At 69.0% G+C, this 24,277-nt stretch carries 21 protein-coding genes; 15 read left to right on the plus strand and 6 right to left on the minus strand.

What is annotated here, in order from left to right:
* Positions 1–1,728, plus strand: a complete 1,728-nt coding sequence (locus DS837_RS24050; RefSeq protein ID WP_149167043.1) for an ABC transporter permease — start codon at positions 1–3, stop codon at positions 1,726–1,728.
* Here DS837_RS24050 and DS837_RS24055 read toward each other — a convergent pair.
* The gene (locus DS837_RS24055) at positions 1,709–2,821 is read right to left on the minus strand and encodes an ABC transporter ATP-binding protein (RefSeq protein ID WP_149167044.1); all 1,113 of its coding nucleotides are present in this window, start codon (positions 2,819–2,821) and stop codon (positions 1,709–1,711) included. The genes DS837_RS24050 and DS837_RS24055 overlap by 20 nt on opposite strands.
* A 65-nt stretch (positions 2,822–2,886) precedes the next feature.
* On the opposite strand from DS837_RS24055, the gene DS837_RS24060 reads away from it, so the two are divergent.
* The 3 genes from DS837_RS24060 (at position 2,887) to DS837_RS24070 (ending at position 6,686) form a co-directional block, all read left to right on the plus strand.
* Positions 2,887–4,011, plus strand: a complete 1,125-nt coding sequence (locus tag DS837_RS24060) for an MBL fold metallo-hydrolase (RefSeq protein ID WP_247890101.1) — start codon at positions 2,887–2,889, stop codon at positions 4,009–4,011.
* Positions 4,012–4,073: 62 nt separating this feature from the next.
* Positions 4,074–5,321 (plus strand): cation:proton antiporter, encoded by a 1,248-nt coding sequence (locus tag DS837_RS24065; RefSeq protein ID WP_149167045.1) that lies wholly within the window; start codon positions 4,074–4,076, stop codon positions 5,319–5,321.
* Between the two features lie 129 nt (positions 5,322–5,450).
* Complete coding sequence (locus DS837_RS24070; protein ID WP_149167046.1) at positions 5,451–6,686, plus strand: YeeE/YedE family protein; 1,236 nt, start codon at positions 5,451–5,453, stop codon at positions 6,684–6,686.
* A 4-nt stretch (positions 6,687–6,690) separates the two neighbouring features.
* On the opposite strand, the gene DS837_RS24075 is transcribed toward DS837_RS24070, so the two are convergent.
* The gene (locus DS837_RS24075) at positions 6,691–7,593 is read right to left on the minus strand and encodes a LysR family transcriptional regulator (RefSeq protein WP_149167047.1); all 903 of its coding nucleotides are present in this window, start codon (positions 7,591–7,593) and stop codon (positions 6,691–6,693) included.
* A 134-nt stretch (positions 7,594–7,727) separates the two neighbouring features.
* On the opposite strand from DS837_RS24075, the gene DS837_RS24080 reads away from it, so the two are divergent.
* The 6 genes from DS837_RS24080 (at position 7,728) to DS837_RS24105 (ending at position 14,689) form a co-directional block, all read left to right on the plus strand.
* Positions 7,728–8,843: an S-(hydroxymethyl)glutathione dehydrogenase/class III alcohol dehydrogenase gene (locus DS837_RS24080; protein WP_211102402.1), complete on the plus strand. Its 1,116-nt coding sequence runs from the start codon at positions 7,728–7,730 to the stop codon at positions 8,841–8,843.
* Positions 8,844–8,850: 7 nt separating this feature from the next.
* Entirely contained in the window at positions 8,851–9,702 is an 852-nt protein-coding gene (gene fghA / locus DS837_RS24085) for an S-formylglutathione hydrolase (protein ID WP_149167049.1), read from the plus strand.
* A 134-nt stretch (positions 9,703–9,836) separates the two neighbouring features.
* Positions 9,837–10,823 (plus strand): TAXI family TRAP transporter solute-binding subunit, encoded by a 987-nt coding sequence (locus DS837_RS24090; RefSeq protein ID WP_149167050.1) that lies wholly within the window; start codon positions 9,837–9,839, stop codon positions 10,821–10,823.
* 170 nt (positions 10,824–10,993) lie between these two features.
* Entirely contained in the window at positions 10,994–13,069 is a 2,076-nt protein-coding gene (locus DS837_RS24095; protein ID WP_149167051.1) for a TRAP transporter permease, read from the plus strand.
* 51 nt (positions 13,070–13,120) lie between these two features.
* On the plus strand, positions 13,121–14,134 hold the full coding sequence (gene dgcN / locus DS837_RS24100; protein WP_149167052.1) for an N-acetyltransferase DgcN: 1,014 nt from the start codon (positions 13,121–13,123) through the stop codon (positions 14,132–14,134).
* Between the two features lie 129 nt (positions 14,135–14,263).
* Positions 14,264–14,689: an NUDIX hydrolase gene (locus tag DS837_RS24105; protein WP_094304876.1), complete on the plus strand. Its 426-nt coding sequence runs from the start codon at positions 14,264–14,266 to the stop codon at positions 14,687–14,689.
* A 16-nt stretch (positions 14,690–14,705) separates the two neighbouring features.
* On the opposite strand, the gene DS837_RS24110 is transcribed toward DS837_RS24105, so the two are convergent.
* Together DS837_RS24110 and DS837_RS24115 are read right to left on the minus strand one after the other, a co-directional pair.
* Positions 14,706–17,969, minus strand: a complete 3,264-nt coding sequence (locus DS837_RS24110; protein WP_149167053.1) for an efflux RND transporter permease subunit — start codon at positions 17,967–17,969, stop codon at positions 14,706–14,708.
* Between the two features lie 14 nt (positions 17,970–17,983).
* Entirely contained in the window at positions 17,984–19,114 is a 1,131-nt protein-coding gene (locus DS837_RS24115; protein WP_247890102.1) for an efflux RND transporter periplasmic adaptor subunit, read from the minus strand.
* Positions 19,115–19,392: 278 nt separating this feature from the next.
* Between DS837_RS24115 and DS837_RS33145 the strand changes: the two genes are divergently transcribed.
* Positions 19,393–19,515 (plus strand): hypothetical protein, encoded by a 123-nt coding sequence (locus DS837_RS33145; protein WP_282187585.1) that lies wholly within the window; start codon positions 19,393–19,395, stop codon positions 19,513–19,515.
* Between the two features lie 19 nt (positions 19,516–19,534).
* Here DS837_RS33145 and DS837_RS24125 read toward each other — a convergent pair whose 3' ends face one another.
* Positions 19,535–20,077 (minus strand): carboxymuconolactone decarboxylase family protein, encoded by a 543-nt coding sequence (locus DS837_RS24125; protein ID WP_149167055.1) that lies wholly within the window; start codon positions 20,075–20,077, stop codon positions 19,535–19,537.
* A gap of 120 nt (positions 20,078–20,197) precedes the next feature.
* Here DS837_RS24125 and DS837_RS24130 point away from each other — a divergent pair, with 120 nt between their 5' ends.
* Both DS837_RS24130 and DS837_RS24135 read left to right on the plus strand, forming a co-directional pair.
* A complete protein-coding gene (locus tag DS837_RS24130) occupies positions 20,198–21,007 on the plus strand; it encodes an AraC family transcriptional regulator (RefSeq protein WP_149167056.1) in 810 nt (269 codons plus the stop codon).
* A gap of 146 nt (positions 21,008–21,153) precedes the next feature.
* Positions 21,154–21,741, plus strand: coding sequence for a histidine phosphatase family protein (locus tag DS837_RS24135; RefSeq protein WP_149167057.1), 588 nt, complete (start codon positions 21,154–21,156; stop codon positions 21,739–21,741).
* A 127-nt stretch (positions 21,742–21,868) separates the two neighbouring features.
* Here DS837_RS24135 and DS837_RS24140 read toward each other — a convergent pair whose 3' ends face one another.
* The gene (locus tag DS837_RS24140; protein WP_149167058.1) at positions 21,869–22,141 is read right to left on the minus strand and encodes a ribbon-helix-helix domain-containing protein; all 273 of its coding nucleotides are present in this window, start codon (positions 22,139–22,141) and stop codon (positions 21,869–21,871) included.
* A 402-nt stretch (positions 22,142–22,543) separates the two neighbouring features.
* Between DS837_RS24140 and DS837_RS24145 the strand changes: the two genes are divergently transcribed.
* Positions 22,544–23,248 carry a glutathione S-transferase family protein gene (locus DS837_RS24145; protein WP_149167059.1) on the plus strand — a complete coding sequence of 235 codons (705 nt, stop codon included), beginning with the start codon at positions 22,544–22,546 and terminating at the stop codon, positions 23,246–23,248.
* Between the two features lie 76 nt (positions 23,249–23,324).
* A complete protein-coding gene (locus DS837_RS24150; protein WP_149167060.1) occupies positions 23,325–24,146 on the plus strand; it encodes a hypothetical protein in 822 nt (273 codons plus the stop codon).
* The last annotated feature ends 131 nt before the right edge of the window (positions 24,147–24,277 follow it).

Here is a 24,277-nt window from a genome sequence, read left to right on the forward strand (position 1 = left end):
ATGAGTCTTGCCACACTCAGCGACCGGCGGCCTTTCCGCGCCGCCGGTCGTTTTTCCGTTTCCGGGGCGCCGCTGCTGTTCGCGCTGGCCGGGCTGATCGTCCTGCTGCCGATCCTGCGGCTGGTGTGGGAGGTCGCCGGGCCGATGGCGGCGGGCGACCTGACGGCGATGAGCCGCGTGCTGACCTCCAAGATGACGTGGCGCGCCACCGGGAACAGCGTCGCCATCGCGGCCGGGGCCACGGTCGTGGCGGCGGCGCTCGGCGTGCCCTTCGCGCTGCTCTGCGGCATGACCGACCTCAGAGGCAAGACGGCGCTGGCCTTCTGCCTGATCCTGCCGCTGATGATCCCGGCGCAGATCGTCGCCTTGTCGTGGATTCACCTCGCCGGGTCGGGCAGCCCGCTGCTGAAGCCGCTGGGCCTCGCCCCGGCGCCGGGCACGCCGAATCCGGTCTATTCCTCCGCCGGGATGATCTTGGTGATGGGGATCGAGCACGCGCCGCTGGTCTTCCTGGCGCTGCGCGCCGCCCTGCGCGCCGTGCCGCGCGATCTGGTCGAGGCGGCGCAGGCGGCGGGCGCCCGGCGCGGGCGGGTGCTGCGCACCATTGTCCTGCCGCTCAGCCTGCCGGGGCTGGCCGCCGGGCTGGCCCTGTCCTTCGTCGCGGCGCTGGGCAATTTCGGGGTTCCGGCGCTGCTCGGCATCCCGGCGGGAATTCCGGTGCTGCCGACGCTGATCTACCGCCGGCTGGCGGGCTTCGGCCCGTCCGTCCTGCCGGAGGTCGCGGTGCTGGCTGTGCTGATCGGGGCCATCGCCTGCGTCGGCATCGCCGCGCAGATGGCCCTCCAGGCGCGGGTCGACGCGCGGGTGATCGGCGGCTCGGCGCCCGCGGCGGTGCTGCGGCTGGGCCGGGCGCGGCGCCCCTTGGAAATCCTCTGCTGGACGGTTGTCACGCTGATCCTGGCGGCGCCGCTGGCGGCGCTGGCCTCGACCAGCCTGATCCGCGTCTACGGCCTGCCGCTGGGGCCGGAGACGGCGACGCTGGCGCATTACGCGACGGTGCTGGGGCTCGATCAGGTGGGGCGGGCCTTCACCAACTCGTTCGTCCTGTCGGGGGTGGCGGCGCTGCTGCTGATCCTGCTGGCGATTCCGCTGGCCCATGCGATGGCCGGGCCGGGAAAGGGCGGGCGGCTGGTCCGCGCCGTCGGCGTGCTGATTGAGCTGCCGCACGCGGTGCCCGGCGTGGTGCTGGCCATCGGCTGCATCCTGGTCTTCCTGAAGCCGCTGCCGCTGCTGGGTGTCAGCCTCTACGGCACGCTGGGGATCATCCTGGCGGCCTATCTGGCGCGCTTCCTGTCGCTGGCCCTGCGCCCGGCCCAGGCCGCCTGCGCCGCGCTGGACCCGGCGATGGAGGAGGCGGCGCGCGCCTGCGGCGCCGGGCCCCTGCGCCGCCTGCGCACCATCGTGGCACCGCTGGTGGCGCCCGCGGCGGCGGCGGGCGGGGTGCTGGTGTTCCTGACGGCCTTCAACGAACTGACCGTGTCGATCCTGCTGTGGTCGCAGGGGCGGGAGACTCTGGGCGTCGTCGTCTACGCGCTGGAGGAGGGCGGCAGCCCGACGCTCGCCGCCGCGCTCAGCGTGGTGACCATCGCGGTGGTGGTGGCGGTGCTGCTGGCGGTCGGCTGGCTGGGCCGGCGGTTGCCGGCGGGGATCATTCCCTGGCGGGGCTGAGGCGTTCCTGAGACGGGCCCTCCGGCACCACCCACCCGTCGCGCACCGCGAGGCGCAGCGCTTCGCCCGGCGCGACCTGCGCGTCGCCGGACACCCGCAGCAGCAGGCGCACGCCCGGCGCGGCCTGCGGTTCGGCCTCCACCAGCACGAATCCGCCCTTGTAGGCGGCGCGCACAACGGTCGCGGCGATGGGGCCGTCCACCGCCGGCTCCAGATCCTCGGGCCGCAGGCAGACCAGCGCTGGCCCCTCCGGCTGCCCGGCGCGGCAGCGGACCAGCGCCTCCGCTCCGAACAGGCGCACCCGCATCCGGCCGTCGGTGGCCGGACCTGTCACCGCACCCTCCACCACCGCGCCCTGGCCGACGAAGCCGGCGACCATGCGTGTCGCCGGCTCGCGGTAAAGCGTGCGGGGCGCCGCCACCTGGGCCAGCCGCCCATGGTCGAGCACCGCGATGCGCGTCGCCAGCGCCATGGCCTCGGCCTGATCGTGGGTGACATAGACCATGGTGGCGCCGGTCTTGGCGTGGAAGTCGGCGAACTCCTCCTCCATCGCCGCGCGCAGATGCACGTCGAGGTTGGCGAGCGGCTCGTCCAGCAGCACCAGCTCCGGGCTCATCACGAGGCAGCGGGCCAGGGCGACGCGCTGCCGCTGGCCGCCCGACAGCTCGGCGGGGTGGCGCGCGTCGAAGCCCGACAGCCCCACCGTGTCGAGCGCGGCGCGCACCCGCTGCTCCCGCTCCGCACGGGGAACACGGGCGGTCTCCAGTGGGTAGGCGACGTTGCCGGCCACCGTCATGTGCGGCCACAGCGCGTAGGACTGGAAGACGAGGCCGATCCGCCGCTCCTCCGGCGGGACGTGGGTGCCGGGGCCGGACAGGGTGCGCCCGCCGACCGTGATGCGCCCGCCGTCCAGCCGCTCGAACCCGGCGACCATGCGCAGCAACGTGCTTTTCCCGCAGCCCGACGGGCCGAGCAGGGCGAGGAACTCCCCCGCCGCCACGTCGATGGTCACGCCGTCCACCGCGGGGGCGGGCGTCCCGGCATAGTGGCGGGAGGCGTCGTCGATCAGGAGAGCGGGCGTCTGAGTGGTCATGGCACCGGAAGTCGCGCTATTCAGGAAGGTGGCGAGGGATAGGCACAGTGCGGAACGGGGGCGTGATGTCAAGTGACGCTGCGATGACGGGGGCCATGACGGGGCGTGGACAGAAGGTCCGGCTGCGCGCCCTGTCGGGGCTGGGCAACAAGGGGCCGGCCTGCTTCCTGGCGATGATCGGCGGGGCGCGGCTGCTGCTCGACCTCGGCGAGGGGCCGGACGCCGGGCGCCTGCCGCCGCTGAGCGGGGCGGGGCGGGTGGACGCCATCCTGGTCACCCACACCCACGGCGACCATGCCGGCGCCCTGGGCCTGCGCCACCGGGTCGGCAGCCCGCCGGTCTACGCCACGACGCTCGCCGCCCGCCTCCTGCCGCCGCCCGTCGCGGCGCATCCCCTGCCGGTCTGCGGGACGGTGGAGATCCAGGGCGTGCCGGTGACCACCGGGCGGTCCGGCCACGCGCCGGGCGGGGTGTGGATCCATCTGGGCACGGAGGACGGCGGGATTCTCTACATGGGCGACCATTCCGACGAATCGGCCCTGTTCCCCTTTGACCCGCCGCCGCCGGCGCGGCGGGTGATCCTCGACGCCTCTTACGGGCTGGACGACACGCCGCAGGTGGAGCGGCTGGCCGCGCTGGAGCCCTTCCTGCACGCGGGCGGCGCGCTGTTCCCGGTGGCGGCGGACGGGCGCGGGCCGGAAATGGCCCTGTGGGCAATGGACCATGGCGTGGTCCCGGCCATCGACGACGCCCACCGCGCCGCCATCGCCCATTTGCTGGCGGAGGCCGACACCGCCCTGCGTCCCGGCGCGGAGGAACGCCTGCGCCGGCTGCTCGACCGCGCCAAGGCGCCGGGCGATCCGCGCGACGTGACCTTCGCCGCCGGTCCCAACGCCACCAGCGGCACCGCCGCCGAGTTGGTGGAGCGCTGGGCCGGATTGGACGGGCCGGACATCGTCTTCACCGGCTACCTCGCCGCGGGCACACCGTCGCGGACGCTGGTCGACGCGGGCCGTGCCCGCTACTTGCGCTGGAACGTCCACCCGACGCTGCGCCAGTTGACGGCGTTGGTGGCCGCGACCGGGGCGGAGCTGGTGCTGCCCGCCTTCGGCGACATCCGACACAAGGAGGGCTGGCGGGCCGCCTTCGCCCCGGCGATCCTGGAGGGGCTGGACGGTCCGGAGGGCTGAGCACGAGAGGATCGCGGCGGACATCCTGTTGGCATGGCTTGTCCCTTTGCCGACGGATGTTCATGGGCACGTTCGAGTTGCTGTCCATCCTGCTGACCCTGGCGGCGCTGTTCAGCTTCGCCAGCCGCGGCCTGCTCGGCCTGCCGGCGACGGCGGGGGTGTTTCTGCTGGCCTTCGGCTTCGCCTTCGCGACGGCGGTGGTCGGGACGCTGGTGCCGGCCATCGACATCCGCGCCTGGGAGGAGCGGCTGGTGACCAGCGCCCACCTGCCCGAAGCGCTGCTGGAGGGGGTGCTGGCCTTCCTGCTGTTCGCCGGGGCGGTGGAGCAGGACAGCCGCACGCTGTGGCGGCGGCGCTGGGCGGTAGCCTTGCTGGCGACGCTGGGCGTCGTGATCTCCGCGGGCGTGATGGGGGCGGGGATGTGGCTGGTCTTCGGCGCGGTGGGCCAGCCGGTGCCGCTGATCTGGTGTCTGGTGCTGGGGGCGGCGCTGGCGCCGACCGACCCGGTGGCGGTGCTGGCCGTGCTGCGCAAGGCGCCGCTGCCGGAAGGGCTGCGCACCGCCATCGCGGGGGAGAGCCTGTTCAACGACGGCATGGGGGTGGTGCTGTTCGCCCTCCTGCTCGGGCTGGCCACCGGGATCGACACCGACCTCACGGTGACGGGCGTCGCCTGGGACATCGTGAAGGAGGCGGGCGGCGGCGCCCTGCTCGGGCTGGCGACCGGCTCCCTGGCCTTCTGGGCGAAAAGCCGGGCGGACGATCCGGCGGTGGAACTGTCGATCTCGCTGGCCCTGGCGGCGGCGACCTACAGCCTCGCCCAGCGGCTCGGCCTGTCCGGCCCGATCGCGGTCGTGGTGGCGGGGCTGCTGATCGGGAACACCGCCAAGCACCATGTCTCATCGGAGCGGACGGGCTTCATCATGAAGGCCTTCTGGGCGATGGTGGACGCCATCCTGAACGCCATCCTGTTCATGCTGGTCGGGCTGGAGGCGGCGGTGGTGCTGTCCTGGCAGGCGCCGGTGATGGTCGCGGCGTTCCTGGCGCCCCTGCTGGCGCTGGTGGCCCGGCTGGCGAGCGTGCTGCCCGTCGTCGCCGTCCATCTGCGCAGCCAGCGCAAGGCGGCGGCGACCACCGTGCTGACCTGGGGCGGGGTGCGGGGTGGCATCGCGGTGGCGCTGGTCCTGTCGCTGCCCGACAACCCGCACCGCGACCTGCTGCTGGTCGCCTGCTACGCCGTCGTCGCCTTCACCATCATCGTGCAGAGCCTGACGCTCGGCCGGTTGGCCCGTCGCCTGTTCCCCGAGGGCTGACGGGGCATCCCGCGCAGGACAGGGATGCGCAGAACGGCCTTTCCTGTGGAAAGCATTCCATTATCTACTGAAGCCAATCAGGCAATCGCCTTTATCAACGTTACATTCTTGTTGTTTTGGAGTGTCGGGATGACGGACACGACTCTGGGCCGGGCGGCGGGTTCGGTCACGCTTCTGCCGGGGATCGACTGGCGGGTGGTCACCGTGGCGCTGCTCGCCCTGGCGGGCGGCGGCCTGTGGATCGGCGACGCCGTGTCGGGACGGCAGGCGGCGCTCTATCTGGTCGGCGGCGCCCTGGGCCTCGTGCTCTACCACGCGCTGTTCGGCTTCACCTCCGCCTTCCGCGTCTTCATCGCGGACCGGCGCGGGGCGGGCTTGCGGGCGCAGATGATCATGCTCGCCGTGGCTTGCGCGCTGTTCTTCCCGGTGCTGGCGGCGGGGACGCTGTTCGGCATGCCGGTCAAGGGGCTGGTGGCGCCGGTCGGCTTGTCGGTGGTGGCTGGCGCCTTCCTGTTCGGCATCGGCATGCAGTTGGGCGGCGGCTGCGCCTCGGGCACGCTGTTCACGGTGGGCGGCGGCAGCACGCGCATGGTCGTGACGCTGGCCTTCTTCATCGTCGGCTCGGTGCTGGGCGCCTATCACCTGCCCTGGTGGCAGGCGCAATGGACCGCCGCTCCGGTGTCGGTGGTCGCCGCCTGGGGCTGGCCGGCGGCGCTGGCGGTCAACCTCGTCCTCTTCGCCGCGGTCTATGCCGGCACCCTCGCGCTGGAGAAGCGGCGCCACGGCCGCCTGATCGAGGGCGCTCCGGCCAAGACCGAGGGGCTGCGGCGCTTCCTGCGCGGTCCCTGGCCGCTGGTCTGGGGAGCGGTCGCGCTGGCCGTGCTGAACTTCGCGACGCTGGCGCTGGCCGGGCGCCCGTGGGGCATCACCTCGGCCTTCGCGCTGTGGGGCAGCAAGGGGCTGGCGGCGCTGGGCGTGGACGTCGCCTCCTGGCCCTTCTGGCAGGCGCCGGCCCAGGCCAGGGCGTTGCAGGAGAGCGTGCTGGCCGACGTCACGTCGGTGATGGATTTCGGCATCATCCTGGGTGCGCTGCTCGCCGCCGGTCTGGCCGGCAAGTTCGCCCCGGTGTGGACGCTGCCGCTGCGGTCGCTGGTGGCGGCGGTGGTCGGCGGACTGCTGCTCGGCTACGGCTCGCGCCTCGCCTACGGCTGCAACATCGGCGCCTATTTCAGCGGGATCGCGTCGGGCAGTTTGCACGGCTGGGTGTGGATCGTCGCGGCGTTGGCCGGCAACTATCTGGGCACCGCGCTGCGCCCGTTCTTCGGCCTGGAGGTCGAGCGCACGCAGCGCCAAACCGCTTGCTGACAGATCAACGGTACTCCGGCCGCCGGGCCAGCCCTTCCTTGAGATGCTGGATCAGCAGCCGCACTTTGGGCGACAGGTGGCGCTGCGGCGGGTAGACGGCCCAGACGGCGGTGTTGGGCGGGCGGTGGGCCTCCAGCAGGGAGACCAGCCGCCCCGCCGTCAGATGCTCCACCACATAGTAGTCGGGCAACTGGCACAGCCCGAAGCCACGCAGCGCGGCGTCCAGCACCGCCATGCCGCTGTTGCAGCGCCAGCGCCCCTGCGGCCGGAAGAGCCACTCCGGGCCGCCGTCTTCCAGCGATCCGGCGTCGAAGGTCCAGCCGTCCGCGGTGCCTGTCAGGCAGTCGTGCTCGGCAAGGTCGGCCAGCCGGCGCGGCGTCCCGCGCCGCTCCAGATAGGACGGGGCGGCGCACAAATGCATGACCCGCGGCGCGATCCGCGTGGCGACGAGGCTGGAATCCATCAGCCGCCCCAGCCGCACCGCCAGATCCACCCCCTCATGCACCAGATCCAGACGGCGGTTCGTCAACTCGATCTCGACGCGGAGCTGCGGGTGGCGCTCCAGGAAATCGTTCACCAGCGGGACGACGAACCGCTCGCCGTAGGCCACCGCGCAGGTCAGGCGCAGCAGGCCCTTGGGCTCCGCCTGGAGGTCGCTGACGGCGAGCAGCGCCTCGTCCCGCTCCTCGATCAGGCGGCGGCACTGGGCGAGCAGGGAGCGGCCGGCCTCGGTCAGCGTCACGCTGCGGGTGGTGCGGTAGAACAGGCGGGCCTGCAGCCGGTCCTCCAGCCGCGCCACCTGCCGGCTGACCTGCGAGGAGGAGATGCGCAGCCGCTCCGCCGCGCGGGAGAAGCCGCCGCACTCGGCGACCGCCACGAATTCGTCGATGCCATCCCAGCGGCTCACCCGTCAGACCCCCGATTCCGCGCCGATTATCCCCATACGGCAACAATCCTCTCCAACATTGCAGCGTTGTCAACGCGCGCGGAATGCTAACGTCGATTATCCAAGAAACGCGAACGCATGGAGACGGTGGGATGGTGAAGTCACGCGCGGCGGTGGCCTGGGAAGCGAAGCGCCCCCTGGAGATCGAAGAGGTCGAGGTCGCGGCGCCCAGGCAGGGCGAGGTTCTGGTGCGCATCGTCGCCACCGGCGTCTGCCACACCGACGCCTACACCCTGTCGGGCATGGATTCGGAAGGCGTGTTCCCGGCCATCCTGGGCCATGAGGGCGCCGGCATCGTGGAAGAGGTCGGGCCGGGCGTCACTTCCGTCCAGGTCGGCGACCACGTGATCCCGCTCTACACGCCGGAATGCGGCAAGTGCAAATTCTGCCTGTCCGGCAAGACCAACCTCTGCCAGGCGATCCGCGCCACCCAGGGCAAGGGCCTGATGCCGGACGGCACCAGCCGCTTCACGGCGAAGGGCCAGCCGGTGTTCCACTACATGGGCACCTCCACCTTCTCCGAATACACGGTGCTGCCGGATATCGCGGTCGCCAAGATCAACAAGGCCGCCCCGCTGGAGAAGGTCTGCCTGCTCGGCTGCGGCGTGACCACCGGCATGGGCGCGGTGCGCAACACCGCGAAGGTCGAGCCGGGCTCGACGGTCGCCATCTTCGGCCTGGGCGGCATCGGCCTGTCGGCGATCATCGGCGCCGTCATGGCCAAGGCATCGCGCATCATCGGCATCGACATCAACCCCGACAAGTTCGAGATCGCCAAGCAGCTCGGCGCCACCGACGTGGTGAACCCGCAGGACTACGATCGCCCAATCCAAGAGGTTCTGGTCGAGATGACCGACGGCGGCGTCGATTACAGCTTCGAGTGCATCGGCAACGTCAAGGTGATGCGCGCCGCCCTGGAGTGCTGCCACAAGGGTTGGGGCGAGTCGGTGATCATCGGCGTCGCCGGGGCCGGGGAAGAGATCAGCACCCGCCCGTTCCAGCTCGTCACCGGGCGCGTCTGGCGCGGCTCCGCCTTCGGCGGCGTGCGCGGCCGCTCGGAGCTGCCGGATTACGTGGAGCGCTACCTGAAGGGCGAGTTCGAGCTGGACACCTTCATCACCCACACCATGGGGCTGGAGGACATCAACCACGCCTTCGACCTGATGCACGAGGGCAAGAGCATCCGGTCCGTCATCCTCTACAACCCGTGAGGACCGGATGGAGTCGCAACTGACCCAGATCGCGGCGAACCGCTGCTTCGGCGGTTGGCACAAGCGCTTCCGGCACCGCTCCGCGGTGCTGGACTGCGACATGGTCTTCGCCATCTATCTGCCGCCGCAGGCCGAATCGGGCAGGGTGCCGGTATTCTACTGGCTGTCCGGCCTGACCTGCACGGACGAGAACTTCATGCAGAAGGCCGGCGCCATGCGGATGGCGGCGGAGCTCGGCATCGCCATCGTGGCGCCGGACACCAGCCCGCGCGGCCCCGACGTGCCCGGCGACCCGGACGGCGCCTGGGACTTCGGGCTGGGCGCCGGCTTCTACGTCAACGCGACGCGGGAGCCTTGGGCGAAGCACTACCGCATGCACGACTATGTGGTGCGGGAGTTGCCGGCGCTGGTCGAGGCCGAACTTCCGGTGACCGACCGGCGTTCGATCGCCGGCCATTCCATGGGCGGGCATGGCGCGCTGGTCTGCGCGCTGCGCAATCCCGGCCGCTACCGCGCCGTGTCGGCCTTCGCGCCGATCGGCAACCCGGCGAGCGTGCCCTGGGGCGAGAAGGCGTTCGAGCGCTTCTTCGGCACCGACTACGCGGCGTGGCTGGAGTGGGACAGCTGCGCCTTGCTGGGCCGCGCCACGGAGAAGCTGCCGATCCTGGTGGACCAGGGCGACGCCGACAGCTTCCTGGAGAAGCAGCTGAAGCCGGAGAACCTGCAGCGGGCGGCGGAGGCGGCGGGCCACCCGCTGACCCTGCGGATGCAGCCGGGCTACGACCACAGCTATTTCTTCATCGCCAGCTTCATCGACGACCATCTGCGCCACCACGCGGCGGCACTGCTGGCGGACTGACGCGTTTTGTCCCGCCATACGGCCCACCCGTTCCCGGAATGGGCCGTATGACGGGACAGGACACCCATACGTATCGACAAGCCTCCTACCCAAAGGCATGATTTCGTTACGACGCGAAATAATGGGAGGTTGTCGTGAAGTTCATATCCAAGACCCGCCGTCTGGCCTTCGCCGCCGTCGCGGGTGCGGTCGCCGTCGGCGCCACCATCGCCGTGGCGCAGACGCCGGCCTTCTTCCGCATCGGCACGGGCGGCACCGCCGGCACCTACTATCCGGTCGGCGGCCTGATCGCCAACGTCATCTCCGGGACCAACGGCGGCGTGCCCGGTCTGGTGGCCACCGCCGTGGCTTCCAACGGCTCCGTCGCCAACATCAACGCGATCAACGGCGGCTCGTCCGAGTCGGGCTTCTCGCAGTCGGACGTCGCCTATTGGGCCCACAGCGGCACCGGTCTGTTCGAGGGCAAGGGCAAGGTGGAGGACCTGCGCGTCATCGCCACGCTCTATCCGGAAACCATTCATCTGGTCGCTCGCAAGGACGCCAACATCAAGTCGGTCGCCGACCTGAAGGGCAAGCGGGTGTCGCTGGACGAGCCGGGCTCGGGCACGCTGGTCGACGCGCGCATCGTGCTCGGCGCCTTCGGCCTGACCGAAAAGGACGTGAAGGCGGAGTATCTGAAGCCGGGTCCGGCCGGCGACCGCCTGCGCGACGGCGCGCTGGACGCCTACTTCTTCGTCGGCGGCTACCCGACCGGCGCCATCTCCGAACTCGCGACCTCGTCGGGCATCTCGCTGGTTCCGATCACCGGGCCGGAAGTCGACAAGATGCTGGGCCAGTACCAGTTCTTCGCCAAGGACACGGTTCCGGCCAGCACCTACAAGGACGTTCCGGAGACGGCGACCATCTCCGTCAACGCCCAGTGGCTGACCAGCGCCAAGCAGCCGGACGATCTCGTCTACAACATCGTCAAGACGCTCTACAACGAGAAGAGCCGCGCCGCGCTCGACGCCGGCCACGCCAAGGGCAAGCTCGTCACGCTGAAGAACGCCACCTCGGGCCTCGGCATCCCGCTGCATCCGGGTGCGGAGAAGTTCTACAAGGAACAGGGCGTCCTGAAGTAAGGCGCCTCTGAACACGATGCACCGGGCGGGGCCGTTCCGGCATGGCGCGGCCCTTTCCCGTCCCCGTCCCTGGGGTCAGTCCCTCCTTCCCTTCTAGGGTTGGAGGGTTTTCGGGTTTGAGGGGTCATGAAGCAAGCCCCCGGTCCCGCCCGATTCATTCTGGAGCATCCATGACCGATACCCATCGCGACCCGCCGCCCGACATCCGGCTGGAGTCCGCGTCCATGGAACTCGACGAGGCCAAGGCGCGGGAGCTGGAGGAGAAGTTCGACTCCGAAATCCGCTTCCGGCCGCTGTCGCCGCTGGCGGGACATCTGGTCGGCGGCCTGCTGATTATTCTGTCGCTGTTCCACTACTACACCGCGGGGTTCGGCCTGCTGGGGGAGATGGAGCACCGCGGCATCCATCTGTCCTTCGTGCTGGGCCTCGTCTTCCTGGTCTTCCCCTTCACCAAGCGCGGCTATGGCGAACCGGTGATGGGCACCCTGCTGCGCCCGCTCGGCATCGGCCTTCAGGATTGGGCGCTGGCCATCGGCGCGGTCGTCGCGGTGATGCATGTCCCGCTGATCCCGCTCGACGATCTGGCCTTCCGCGTCGGCAACCCGACGACCACCGACGTGATCCTCGGCTCCATCCTGATCATCGTGCTGCTGGAGGCGACCCGCCGGTCGGTCGGCTGGCCGCTGCCGATCATCGCGTCGATCTTCATGCTCTACGCGATCTGGGGACCGCAGATGCCCGGGCTGCTGAAGCATCCCGGCGCCACGGTGTCGCAGCTCGTCGACCACCTGTACCTGACGACGCAGGGTATTTACGGCATCGCGCTCGGCGTGGTGGCGACCTACGTCTTCCATTTCGTGCTGTTCGGCGTCTTCGCCACGCGCATCGGGCTGGGTCAGCTCTTCCTCGATTGCGCGGCCTGGGTGGCCGGGCGCTACGCGGGCGGTCCGGCGAAGGTCGCCATCTTCGGCTCGGCGCTGTTCGGCATGATCTCCGGCTCGTCGGTCGCCAACACGGTGACGGTGGGCTCGCTGACCATCCCGGCGATGAAGCGGCTGGGCTACAAACCGCATTTCGCCGCCGCCGTGGAATCGACGGCCTCGACCGGCGGCCAGATCACCCCGCCGATCATGGGCGCCGCCGCCTTCCTGATGATCGAGTTCCTGGGCCTGCCCTACACGACCATCATCCTGGCGGCCATCGTCCCGGCCTTCATGCATTTCTTCGGCGTGCTGGTGCAGGTGCATCTGGAGGCCAAGCGCAACGGCCTGCGCGGCCTGCGCCCCGACGAGATGCCGGACCTGAAGGAAGCCTTCCGCCGCGACTGGCCGACGGTCATCCCGCTGGTGGTGCTGATCGGCATCCTGATCGCCGGCTACACCCCCTATCTGGCGGCCTTCTGGGGCATCACCCTGTGCATCGCGGTCGGCCTGCTGAACCCGCGCAAGCGCATGACCATCCGGGAGGTTCTGGACGGCTTGCGCGATGGCGCCAAATACGCGCTGGCGGTCGGCGCCGCCGCCGCGTCCGTGGGCATCATCGTCGGCGTGGTCACGCTGACCGGCGTCGGCTTCAAGATCTCCTACATCGTCACCTCCACCGCCGGCGAGATGGCCGGGGTGCTCGGCGCCTTCCTGCCGGGCTGGCTGGCCGACGTGAAGGGGCTGACGCTGCTGTTCACGCTGGTCATGACGGGCATCGTCTGCATCCTGATGGGTTGCGGCATCCCGACGACGGCCAACTACATCATCATGGCGACCATCGCCGCGCCGGCGCTGGGGCTGCTGGGCGTGGCGCCGATCGTCGCGCACTTCTTCGTCTTCTATTACGGCGTGCTGGCCGACATCACGCCACCGGTCGCGCTGGCCGCCTACGCCGCGGCTGGCATGGCGGGGGCCGACCCCTTCAAGACCGGCAACACGGCCTTCCGGCTGGGGCTGGCGAAGGCGCTGGTGCCCTTCGTCTTCGTCTTTTCGCCGTCGCTCCTTCTGGTGGCGCCGGGCTTCACCTGGCCGGACTTCCTCATCGCCTTCTTCGGTTGCATCGTCGGCATCGTCTGCCTGGGCGCCACGCTCACCGGCTGGCTGCTGACCACCATGCGGACCTGGGAACGGGTGCTGCTGGGGTTTGCCGCCATCCTGCTGGTCGCGCCGGAGCTGTATTCGTCGCTGCTGGGGCTGGCGCTGATCGTGCCCGTCCTGCTCCGCCAGATGTCGGCCCGGCGTCTGACGTCTGCGCCAGCCTGAGCCCTGAAGCCGCCTGACAAGAACAACCGGTCTCTTCGAGAGGACCCGATCATGAACATTCCCCATCCCTACCTGATGTTCCTGGGCGATGTGCAGGACCAGCTCGGCGCCAAGACGGCGCAGGGCATCGTGGACTGGCGGCGCGACTGGTGCCTCGGCCAGATCCGGCTGGAGGGCTGCAAGGCCGACCTCGGCATCCCCGACATGACCATCGCGGAGGCGGCGGGGCAGGGCGCCCGCACGCTGGTGGTCGGCGTGGTGAACGCCGGCGGCGTCCTGCCGGAGCATTGGACGAGCGTCATCGTCCAGGCCATCGAGGCCGGCATGGACGTGGCGAGCGGCCTGCACACCCGATTGGAAAGCATCCCGGCCATCGCCGACGCGGCGGCGCGTCATGGCCGCCAGCTCTTCAACGTGCGCCATTCCGACGAGCGCTTCGCCACCGGCAAGGGGACCAAGCGTCCGGGCCGGCGGCTGCTGACCGTGGGCACCGACTGCTCCGTCGGGAAGAAATACACGGCGCTGGCGCTGGAGAAGGAGATGCGCGCCCGCGGCATGGACGCGGATTTCCGCGCCACCGGCCAGACCGGCGTCTTCATCTCCGGGCGCGGGGTCGCCATCGACGCGGTGGTGGCGGACTTCATCTCCGGCGCGGTCGAATGGATCGCTCCGGCGGCCGATCCGGCCCATTGGGACCTGATCGAGGGGCAGGGCTCGCTCTACCACCCGTCCTTCGCGGGCGTGTCGCTGGGGCTGCTGCACGGCGCCCAGCCGGACGCCTTCGTCGTCTGCCACGAGCCGACCCGGACCACCATGCGCGGCGTGCAGCACCCGCTGCCGTCGATCCAGGAGGTCATCGACCTGACGATCCGCTGCGGGCGGCTGACCAACCCGGCCATCCGGCCGGTCGGAATCGCCATCAACACCAAGGCTTACGGCGAGGATGAGGCACGCGCCTGCCTGGAGGCGGCGGCCAAGGCCCATGGCCTTCCGGCCAGTGATCCTATCCGGTTCGGCGTAGCCGAAATTATTGACCGTCTGACGGAAGAATTTGCCACTGAGTAACGTTAATAGGGGATGATCATGGTGCCGATGGGCGGCACGAAGCACAGCCGCCCATCGTCCTATGAATGATCGCCCGCCATCCCATTCAGCCGAGTTGGATCGCGGGTCCGGCCTTCCCACTTGGACATGATGAGCAGCCGCACTCCCGCCACCCAATACGCCGCCCTTCCTTTCCGCCTTCGCAACGGCCGGCCGGAAATCCTGCTGGTCACGTCGCGGGAAACCAAGCGGTGGATCATCCCCAAGGGGTGGGCGGAGGAGGGCGTGAAGCCCTGCGCCATGGCGGCGCGGGAGGCCTACGAGGAAGCCGGCGTGCGGGGCACCGTCGATCACCGGCCCTTCGGCAACTTCCGCTACATGAAGCGGCTGAGCGTCAACAAGTCGGTGCTGTGCGCGGTGACCGTCTTCCTGCTGGAAGTCGACGAGGTGCTGGACGAGTGGCCCGAGAAGGGCCAGCGCGAGCGCCGTTGGCTGACGCCGTCCCAGGCCGCCTTGGCCGTTGGGGAAAGCGGCCTCGTGGAGATGCTGCTGCGGCTGGGCATCCCGCCGGACTGAACCCGTCCGGCGCAGCTCACCGCTCGGGAGCGGATGTTCCTGGTGCCTCCTCGGTGGCCCGACGGTACCCTCCGGACGGCGCGGTGTCCGTTCCGGAATGGGGATGGACAGGCTGCTCTTCCGTGCTTGGGGAAGGATGCTGGTTGACGGCCAGCGGCCCGCTGAACAGGCCGCGGATCACCGTGTAGAACACCGGGGTGAAGATCAGGCCGAACAGGGTGACCCCCAGCATCCCCATGAACACCGCGGTGCCCAGCGACTGGCGCATCTCCGCCCCCGCCCCTTGCGCGATCATCAGCGGCACGACGCCCAGGATGAAGGCGAAGGACGTCATCAGGATCGGGCGAAGCCGGGTGCGCGCCGCCGCGACCGCGGCCTCGAAGCGGTCCTTGCCCTCGAACAGCTCGTTCTGGCGGGCGAACTCGACGATGAGGATGGCGTTCTTGGCGGCCAGCCCGACCAGCACGACGAACCCCACCTGCGCCAGGATGTCCACCGCCAGCCCGCGCATCAGCAGGCCGGTCACCGAGGCCAGCAGGCACATCGGCACGATCAGGATGACCGACAGCGGCATCGCCCAGCTCTCGTACTGCGCCGCCAGCACCAGGAAGACGAAGACGACGGACAGCCCGAACACCAGCAGGCCGGTGTTGCCCGCGGCCTTCTCCTGATAGGCCAGCTCGGTCCATTCGAAGCCGAAGCCGTCGGGCAGGGTGTCGGCCGCCGCCTTCTCCATCGCCGCCAGCGCGTAGCCGGTGGAGAAGCCGGGCAGCGTGTTCCCCTGAAGCTCCGCCGCCGGATAGAGGTTGTAGCGGGCGACGCGGTAAGGGCCGGTGATGTTCTGGAATTCCGCCACCGCGCCGATCGGGACCATGTCGCCCTGCGCGTTGCGGGTCTTCAGGTTGGCGATGTCGCGCGGGGTCTGGCGGAACCGCCCGTCGGCCTGCGCGGTCACCCGGTAGGTGCGGCCCAGCAGGTTGAACTCGTTGACGAAGGCGGAGCCGACGTAGATCTGCAGCGCCTCGAACACCTGATCGGCGGTGACGCCCAGCATTTCCGCGCGCTGGCGGTCGATGTCGGCGAAGACCTTCGGCGTCTTGGTGTTGAACAGCGAGAACACGCCGACGAGGCCCGGGATGCGGTTCGCCGCGGCGGACAGCTCGTTCACCGCCTCCTCCAGCGCGGGCAGGCCGCGGCCCCGCTTGTCCTCGACCATCATCTTGAAGCCGCCGGAATTGCCGATGCCGCGCACCGGCGGCGGCGGGATGGTGATGATGAAGGCGTCCTCGATGGCGCCCAGCCGGGTCCGCAGGTCGCCCAGCACGGACTCCGCGGTCTGGCCCTTCGGGATGCGGTCCGCGAAGGGGGCAAGGGTGACGAAGATCGCCCCGGCGTTCGGCGCGTTGGTGAAGGTGGCGCCGTCGAAGCCGGCGAAGGGCACGGCGTGGATCACCCCCGGCGTCTTCAGCAGCGTGTCGACCGCGGTGCGCACCACCTCGTCCGTGCGGGCCAGCGACGAGCCGGGCGGCAACTGCACCACCGTGATGAGATAGCCCTGGTCCTGGTTCGGGATGAATCCGGTCGGCGCCCGGCTGAACTGCCACGCCGTCAGGGCGAGCAGCACCCCGTAGACCGCCAGCACGATCACCGGCAGCCGCACCAGCCGCCCGGTCAGCCCGGCATAGCCGTTGGACAGCCGGTCGAAGCCGCGGTTGAAGCCGCGGAAGAAGGCGTGGACCGGGCGCGTCAGCGGCGACGGCTTGGGCGGGTGCTCCTCGTGCGGCTTGAACAGCAGCGCGCACAGCGCCGGGCTGAGGGTCAGCGACACCAGGCAGGAGATCACCGTGGCGGTCGCGATGGTCACCGCGAACTGGCGGAAGAACTGGCCGGAGATGCCGCTGACCAGGGCGGCCGGGATGAACACGGCGGTGAGCACCAGGGCGATGGCGATCAGCGCGCCGCCGACCTCGTTCATCGTCTCGTGCGCGGCATCCTTGGGCTTCATGCCCTGGCGGATGAAGCGCTCCACATTCTCCACCACGACGATGGCGTCGTCCACGACGATGCCGATCGCCAGCACCAGCCCGAACAGCGACAGCGTGTTCAGCGAATAGCCCAGCGCCGCCAGCACCGTGAAGGTGCCGATCAGCGAGACGGGGATCGCGGCGATCGGAACGATGGAGGCGCGCCACGTCTGAAGGAACAGGATGACGACGACGACGACCAGCGCCACCGCCTCGAAGATCGTCTTGTAGACCTCCTCCACCGACTGCGCGATGAACTCCGTCGGGTTGTAGACCACGTCGTAGCGCATCCCGCTGGGAAAGCCCTTGGACAGGTCCGCCATGGTCTCCAGGATGCGGTCGGCGGTCTCCAGCGCGTTGGAGCCCGGCCGTTGGAAGATGACCAGCGGCACCGCCTGCTGGCGGTCCAGATAGGCGTTGAGGTTGTAGTCCTGCGCGCCCAGCTCGACGCGCGCCACGTCGCGCAGGCGGGTGACCGCGGAGCCCTCGGTCTTGACGATGATGTTGCCGAACTCGCGGGGGTCGGACAGGCGGCCCAGCGTCTCGACGTTGAGCTGGAAGGCGCCGGGGGTCGGCACCGGCGGCTGGTTGATGACGCCGCCCGACACCTGGACGTTCTGCGCCTGGATCGCCCGCACCACGTCGCCCGCGGTCAGGCCGCGCGCCGCCACCCGGTCGGGGTCGAGCCAGACGCGCATGGCGTAGTCGCGGGCGCCGAACACCTGGATGTCGCCCACCCCGTCCAGGCGCGCCAGCACGTCCTTGATCTGCAGAAGCGCGTAGTTGGACATGTAGAGCTGGTCGCGCGATCCGTCCGGCGAGTTCAGGTGGATCACCATCAGCATGTCGGGCGAGTTCTTGCGCACGGTCACGCCGATGCGCCGCACGTCCTCCGGCAGGCGGGGCTCGGCCACGGCGAGGCGATTCTGCACCAGCACCTGCGCGGTGTCCAGGTCGGTGCCCAGCTTGAAGGTGATGGTGAGCTGAAGGCGCCCGTCGCTGGTCGCCTGCGAGGCCATGTAGAGCATGTCCTCGACGCCGTTGACCTCCTGCTCGATGGGAGCGGACACGGTGTCGGCGACCACCTGCGCCGACGCGCCGGGATAGGTCGCGTTGACCACGATGGTCGGCGGTGCGATCTCCGGATATTGCGCGACCGGCAGGGTCAGATAGGCGAAGACCCCGATCAGCGTGATGAAGATGGACAGGACCGCCGCGAAGATCGGCCGGTTGATGAAGAAGTGCGAGATGTTCATGGTCCCGGCTCCGCTCAACCGGCCGGCGGTTTCGGCGGCTCGATCCGTCCGGCTTGCGGGGTCACCTTGGCGCCCGGCCGGGCCCGGACGAGGCCGTTGATGATGACCTTGTCCGTCTCCTCCAGCCCGGAGCGCACGACGCGCAACCCGTCCTCGATGGGGCCGAGGCGCACGGGCTTCGGCACCACCGTGCCGTCGTCGGCGACCGTCAGGACGATCTTGTTGGCCTGGTCGCTGACCACGGCCTGATCGGGAATCAGCGTGGCGGTGTAGCGGTCGGACCCCGGCAGGCGCAGCCGCCCGAACTGGCCGGGCGTCAGCAGCAGCGACGGGTTGGGAAAGACGGCGCGGGCACGGATGGTGCCGGCGCCGGGGCTGACCTGATTGTCGATGAAGTTCAGCGTGCCCTTCAAGGGCCAGCTCTGCTCGTCGAACAGGCGGCCTTCGACCTCGACGCCGCCGTCGCGTTGCGATTTCAGCGCGCCGCGCGCCGCCGCCCGCTGGTAGGCGAGATAGTCGGACTCGCTCATGTCGAAGGTGAAGTAGATCGGATCGAGCGAGACGATGGTGGTCAGCAGGGTTGCCGTGCCGCTGTCCCCGCCGACGACGAGGTTGCCGACGCTGACCTCGCGCCGGCTGATGCGGCCGGCGATCGGGGCGGCGATGCGGGTGAAGTTCAGGTTCAGCTCCGCCGTCCGGACGGCGGCCTTCGCCACCTCGACCCCGGCGGCGTCGACGCGGACCTGCTGCTGGCGCTCGTCGAACACGCTGGCCGCGACGTTGTCGCTGCGCCGCAGCTCCGACGCGCGGGCGAGCTGGCGGTTCGACAGGTCCAGCTTGGCTTCGGCCTGCTGCTGCTCGGCCCGCGCCGAGGCCAGGGCCGCCTCGAACGGCCGCGGATCGATGACGAACAGCGGATCGCCCTGTTTGACGAGCTGGCCGTCCTGGAACGCGATGGAGTCGAGATAGCCGCTGACCCGCGCTCGGATTTCCACAAAGTCCACCGCCTGGAACTGGCCGGTGAACTCGTCCCATTCGACGATTTCCTTGCGCAGCGGCGGGCTGACCGTCACCGGCGGCGGAGCGGACTGGGGATTCTGGGCGGTGTCGGCGGCATGGGCGCGGCGGCCGGATGGGCCGGCCATTCCCAGGCCACCGACCGCCGCGATAGCGATAAGGAGCATCGCCGGACCGGCCTTCATCCAGGATGCGGCTTTGCTTGTCCCCACCACCATCATGGCCGCCTTCGCTCCCGCTTCAGGAACATCGATGGTTGCATGGATCGGCGGAGTTCCACAGCGCGCGAAAGCTGCGGCTGCCACCCGTTATAAAAGAGAACGGAAAGGCTGATCGGCGAGCCCGGACGGGATCAAACAGGGATGGGGGTGGCGGCGAGGCTTGTGTTGACGTCGTGGACCAGCGTGTGCTCGCCGCCCAGGTTGTCGCGGATGGCCCGACGATCACCTCCGGGGCGTCGGTCGCCAGATCTTTCATCGTCTCGGCGCAGAAGGCGTTCAGCGGCATGGCGCGCGGTTGCGCCTTCTGATGCGTGATCAGGGCCGAGGTCAGGCCGGAAGGGCCGGCGCCTTGGGGAAGTCGAGGTCGGTTTCGATCAGGTTGTTGGCGTAGTTGGTCAGGATGCTGCCGACGGTGTTGGCCAGCACCTCCAGGATGATGGCGTCGTCCAGCCCGGCGGTCCGAACGGCCTCGAGCACCACCGTCGGGACGCGCCCACGGTTGTCCAGGATGGACCGGGTCAGCGTCACGATGGCGTTCGAGCGCGGGTCCTCCGGTTGGCCGGCGCGCGCCGCCAGCACCTCCGTCTCGCTCAGCCCGACGGCTTTGCCGCTCAGGCTGTGGGCGGAAAGGCAGTAGTCACAGCCGTTCGCCTGCGCGACCGCCAGCGCGATGCGCTCCCGATCCTTGGCGGACAAGGCGCCTCCGGCCAGGGCGCCGGTGACGGCGAGATAGCTGCCGAGCGCCGCGGGGGACTGCGCCAGGGTGGCCAGCACGTTCGGCACCTTGCCGATCTTCGCCTTGATGGCGGCGAGTTGCGGGGCGACGGCGGCGGGCGGGTTGCTGCGGTCGACGGGAATGATGCGGGCCATGGGGGCTGTCTTTCCAATTCGGTGAGGCGACCCGATGCCGCCTCGACATGGGCGGAGAATAGCCGTACGATCAGCAATAGATCGTCCGGGTTTTTTTGCAGATCGTCCGAGAAGCCCGCCATGAACCAGCCGGACCGTTTGGCTGCCGCCTTGCAGCGTGTGCGCATCACCGCGCGGGTGTTCCACGCCGGCGGCTTCTGCGGGACGGGCGCCGTGCTGGGTGAGCGCGCCGGTGGTCATCTTCACCTGCTGCGGGGCGGCCGTCTCGGTCTGGAGAGCGGTCATGGGCAACTCATCGACGTGATCGGGCCTGCAGCCATCCTCCTGCCACGGGCACACCGTCACCACCTCACCACCCACCTCGATGAACGCGGCGATGCGGACACGGTCGATCTCGTCTGCGCCGACATCGACCTTGGTGGCCTGCGCAACCCGTTGGAGCATGGACTGCCCGACGTCATGGTTGTTCCGCTCGATCAGGCGCAGCCCCTGGCCGCGGTGTTGGAGTTGCTGTTCGGCGAAGCGGCGGGGCAGGGCTGCGGCCGTCAGGTCGTCCTGGATCGGCTGGCGGAGGTCGCGATCGTCCATGTGCTGCGCCATGCCATTGAACGGGCGGACGGCCGCACGGGATTGCTGGCCGGATTGGCCCATCCCGCGCTGTCCCGCGCGCTGGTCCGGCTGCATGAGCAACCGTCGGCGGCCTGGACCCTGGAACGCATGGCGGACGAGGCCGGCATGTCGCGCAGTGTCTTCGCGGAAACCTTCGCCGGGGTGGTGGGCATGACGCCGGGCCTCTATCTGCGGAACTGGCGCCTTCAGTTGGCGAGAGCCCGGCTGCGCGAGGGGGCGACGCTGAAGCAGGCGGCTCGCGACGTCGGCTACGCCAGCCATGCCGCGCTGTCGCGGGCCCTGTCGGCGAGCGTGTCGTAGAGAGCCGCTCCGCGGGTGGGGCGTCTCGGATGCGAGACACGGCGAAGCCGTCTGGTTTCAGGGTGGCGCGCCGCATGGCGGCCTGGGCTTTCGGCTCGCTCGACCAATATTGACGTCATCAGTTTACCATCAGCCGCGATGGTCCAATGCCGAAGCTGTTCCGCCGCCGGTCGCTTGCCCACATGGCCAGTGCCGTTTTGATCGCGTGTTCCGCTTCGGTGGGTTCGGGCGCTGATCCTGGCAAGGCCGATCCAAGGGGACTGATCATCCTCATGAGGCACGCGGAGGCGCCGGGAGTCGGCGACCCGCCGAATTTTCAACTCCGCGACTGTGCGACCCAGCGCAACCTCGACGCGAACGGCCGCGAGCAGGCCCGGCGGGTCGGTGATCGGCTGCGCAGTCTCGCGGTTGTCGAGGCCATGGTCTATTCAAGCCAATGGTGTCGATGCCTGGAAACGGCGCGGCTTCTTGAGGTCGGGGCGGTGCGGGAACTTCCGGTGCTCAACTCCTTCTTCGAGCGGCGTGAGGAGCAGGATGCGCAGATGGCCTCGTTGCGCCGCTTTCTGGCGGGACTGCCGGCCGATGGTGCGCCGGTCGTGCTGGTGACGCATCAGGTGGTTGTGACCGCGCTGACCGGCGTCTACCCGGCGTCCGGAGAATCGGTTCTCCTGCGGGCAAACGGGACGGACAAGCCGACCATCGAGGAGCGCATCGAGACCGACGGCTCCAGATAGACGGTTGGCGCATAGAAGCCCTCGGGACACGGCGTCAGCACCGTGACCGTGCGCCTGGGCAACATCGGGTGGACCCAGGCGCCATCCGGGCGCGCTACGCGCTCCAGGCCGGCCAGGAATGCCCCTGTTACTCCGCCGCCATGGCCAGGGGGGTGTAGGAGAATTCCTGCGGTTTTGGCGTGGCCTCCCTAAAGTATTCCAGTACGTAGACCCGTACGGCGCTGGACAGGTTGCTGGCATCCACAGCCTCCACCCGCTCGGCGAGGCGATTGCACAGTTCGCCCACGGTCAGGCTTTCTCTCTGCGCGATTTCCTCCAGCCCCTCCCAGAAGGCGGCCTCCAGCCGCATGCTGGTGCGCTTTCCGGCGACATAGATGTTTCTGAGCTTCTTCGATGACATGGCAGGACCATTGCGCGACAGGTTGCACTCTTATGTGTGAAGCGTCGCGGAGTCCGAGCCGAAAAACATGTGATGAACTTCACATAAATCGCAGAGGACCATGCCGCGGCGCCACAATGACACAGCGGGGCGGCTACCGGTTCAATTGCAGAAGCCGCTCTTACAGGCGACCCTCTTGGGCTCGGATTCGCCCCGCCTCAGCGCCGGGCGTCGCATCGGCCACACGTCTGGTTGCTCCTCATTTCGCACCGGCCAGTGCCGCCCCCTGTTCCGATGATCGGATATCCAACAGTTCCCCTCCATGCCAAGCTGAACGGCGGGCCGAAGGGCATGTCGTCGTGGCCGATCTCCTTTGGTACCGGATCGAAGCCCCAGCCGGGCTGCAAGCGGACGGAGCCGGCTATGATCACGCTGTACACCTACCCCCACCTTTATGGCTTGGCGGACAACAACCCCTACGGCCTCAAGGTTGTGGCGTTTCTGCGCCTGTGTGGACTGTCCTATCGGCAAGAGCATGTCATCGACGCCCATGACGCCCCCCGCGGGCAATTGCCGTATATCCTGGATGGCAGCACTGTGGTCGGAGACAGCGATCTCATCATCGCGCACCTGATCCGACAACACCGCCTGCCGATCGACGATGACCTCAGTGAGGCCGAACGACGCATTGATCATATGATCCGGCGCACACTCGACGACTTGTATTGGGTAATGTCCTACTCACGGTGGTCCGATGTACGGTTCTGGCCCTTGTTTCGGGACCGGTTGCTCAACACGCATCCAGACATCACCGAGGCATTGCTTGAGGCGGCACGGCAGTACAACCTGAAACGCTACCATTTCCAGGGCATCGGCCGTTACGATACCGACCAGATCTACAACCGCGGTCTCACTGACCTGGACGTCATCGCGGGCACCTTGGCGGACCGGCCTTTCCTGTTCGGCGCCACTCCACACAGCATCGACACGGCGCTGATGGGCTTCCTGCCCAACATTTACCGGTACGAGATCGACACGCCGTTGCGCGCGTTTGTCGCGGCACAGCCCAACCTGACCGATTTCTGCCGGCGCACGGCTCCCTTGGTGAGTTTGGCACCATCCGCATAGTGAGTGTTTGCGGCTGGCGAGACCGTACGGGAACCAGCATCACCTCGGCCTCGCCGTTTGATGAGGGAGGCAGTCCGTGCCATTCACTCGTGCTTTGGCCTATGCGGTCTACACGCTGTGGGTTTCGGTTTGTGCCTTCGCCCCAGAGCTCCTTTGGCAAGGGTTCTTGCTGATGCGCGGCCATTTTGGCGCCGCGGAGCTGTTTTCCGCGCTGTTCATCGGCACGCTCTTTGCCTTTTTCGTGGAACCGCTGGTGGAACGGCTCAAGGCCGGGCGGTGGCGTTTGGCGCACGCGCCATCCGGTGGAATGCTGCTTGGCGTTCTGGTGTCGCTGGTCTTTGGGATTGTCGTCGTGTGCATCCACGAAGCGATGATTGCCTATCTCGGTGCTGAGCACGCAGGTGACGAAGCCAAGCGAGCCAGTTTGGCAAGAGCGATCGACAGCGCCTGCGAGTGGGCTTCCATTCCAGCAGCGATCACGGCCGCCTGGTTCGCCGTGGGGACGTCTCGCCGGCTTGCTCTACCGGCGACGGGCTTCGCGTGCGTCTGGATTGTCATCATCGGCCACTTCTATGGGTGGGGGTGGCCGATCGTGATGACGAGCGCCGTGCCGGGCTTTCTGATCGCGTTGCTTGGCAGCAGAATCGTGCTTCGCCAATGGGATGCGAGCACCATTCCGGCGTTGGCGCAGCTCACGGCGTGGGTGGCAGGGAGCTGGATGCTGCTGGCCTGGGGAATTCAGGCGGGCTCCGCAATGATCGACAGCCCAGGCTTGCAGCTTTACACGCCGGAGGCGTTCTACGAGGATATTCGCTTCTACCTTGGCTGGTGCCTGGGGCTTTTGGTCGCTCCCAACCCGGTGCCGGACCATGCGTCGCAGACCGGTCACGCAACCTGAACCGACCAGCGGCTTGCGGTCCAACTCGGACTTCAGGATATCCGCATCGTGCGCAAGCTGATCAATTCGCATCGGAACCGGTTGGCTGGCTTGGGCCGGATCGTGAACGTCGCCGCTGGCGGAGGGGGAAG

This window comes from Azospirillum brasilense (assembly GCF_008365405.1).
Taxonomy (GTDB): Bacteria; Pseudomonadota; Alphaproteobacteria; order Azospirillales; family Azospirillaceae; genus Azospirillum; species Azospirillum brasilense_D.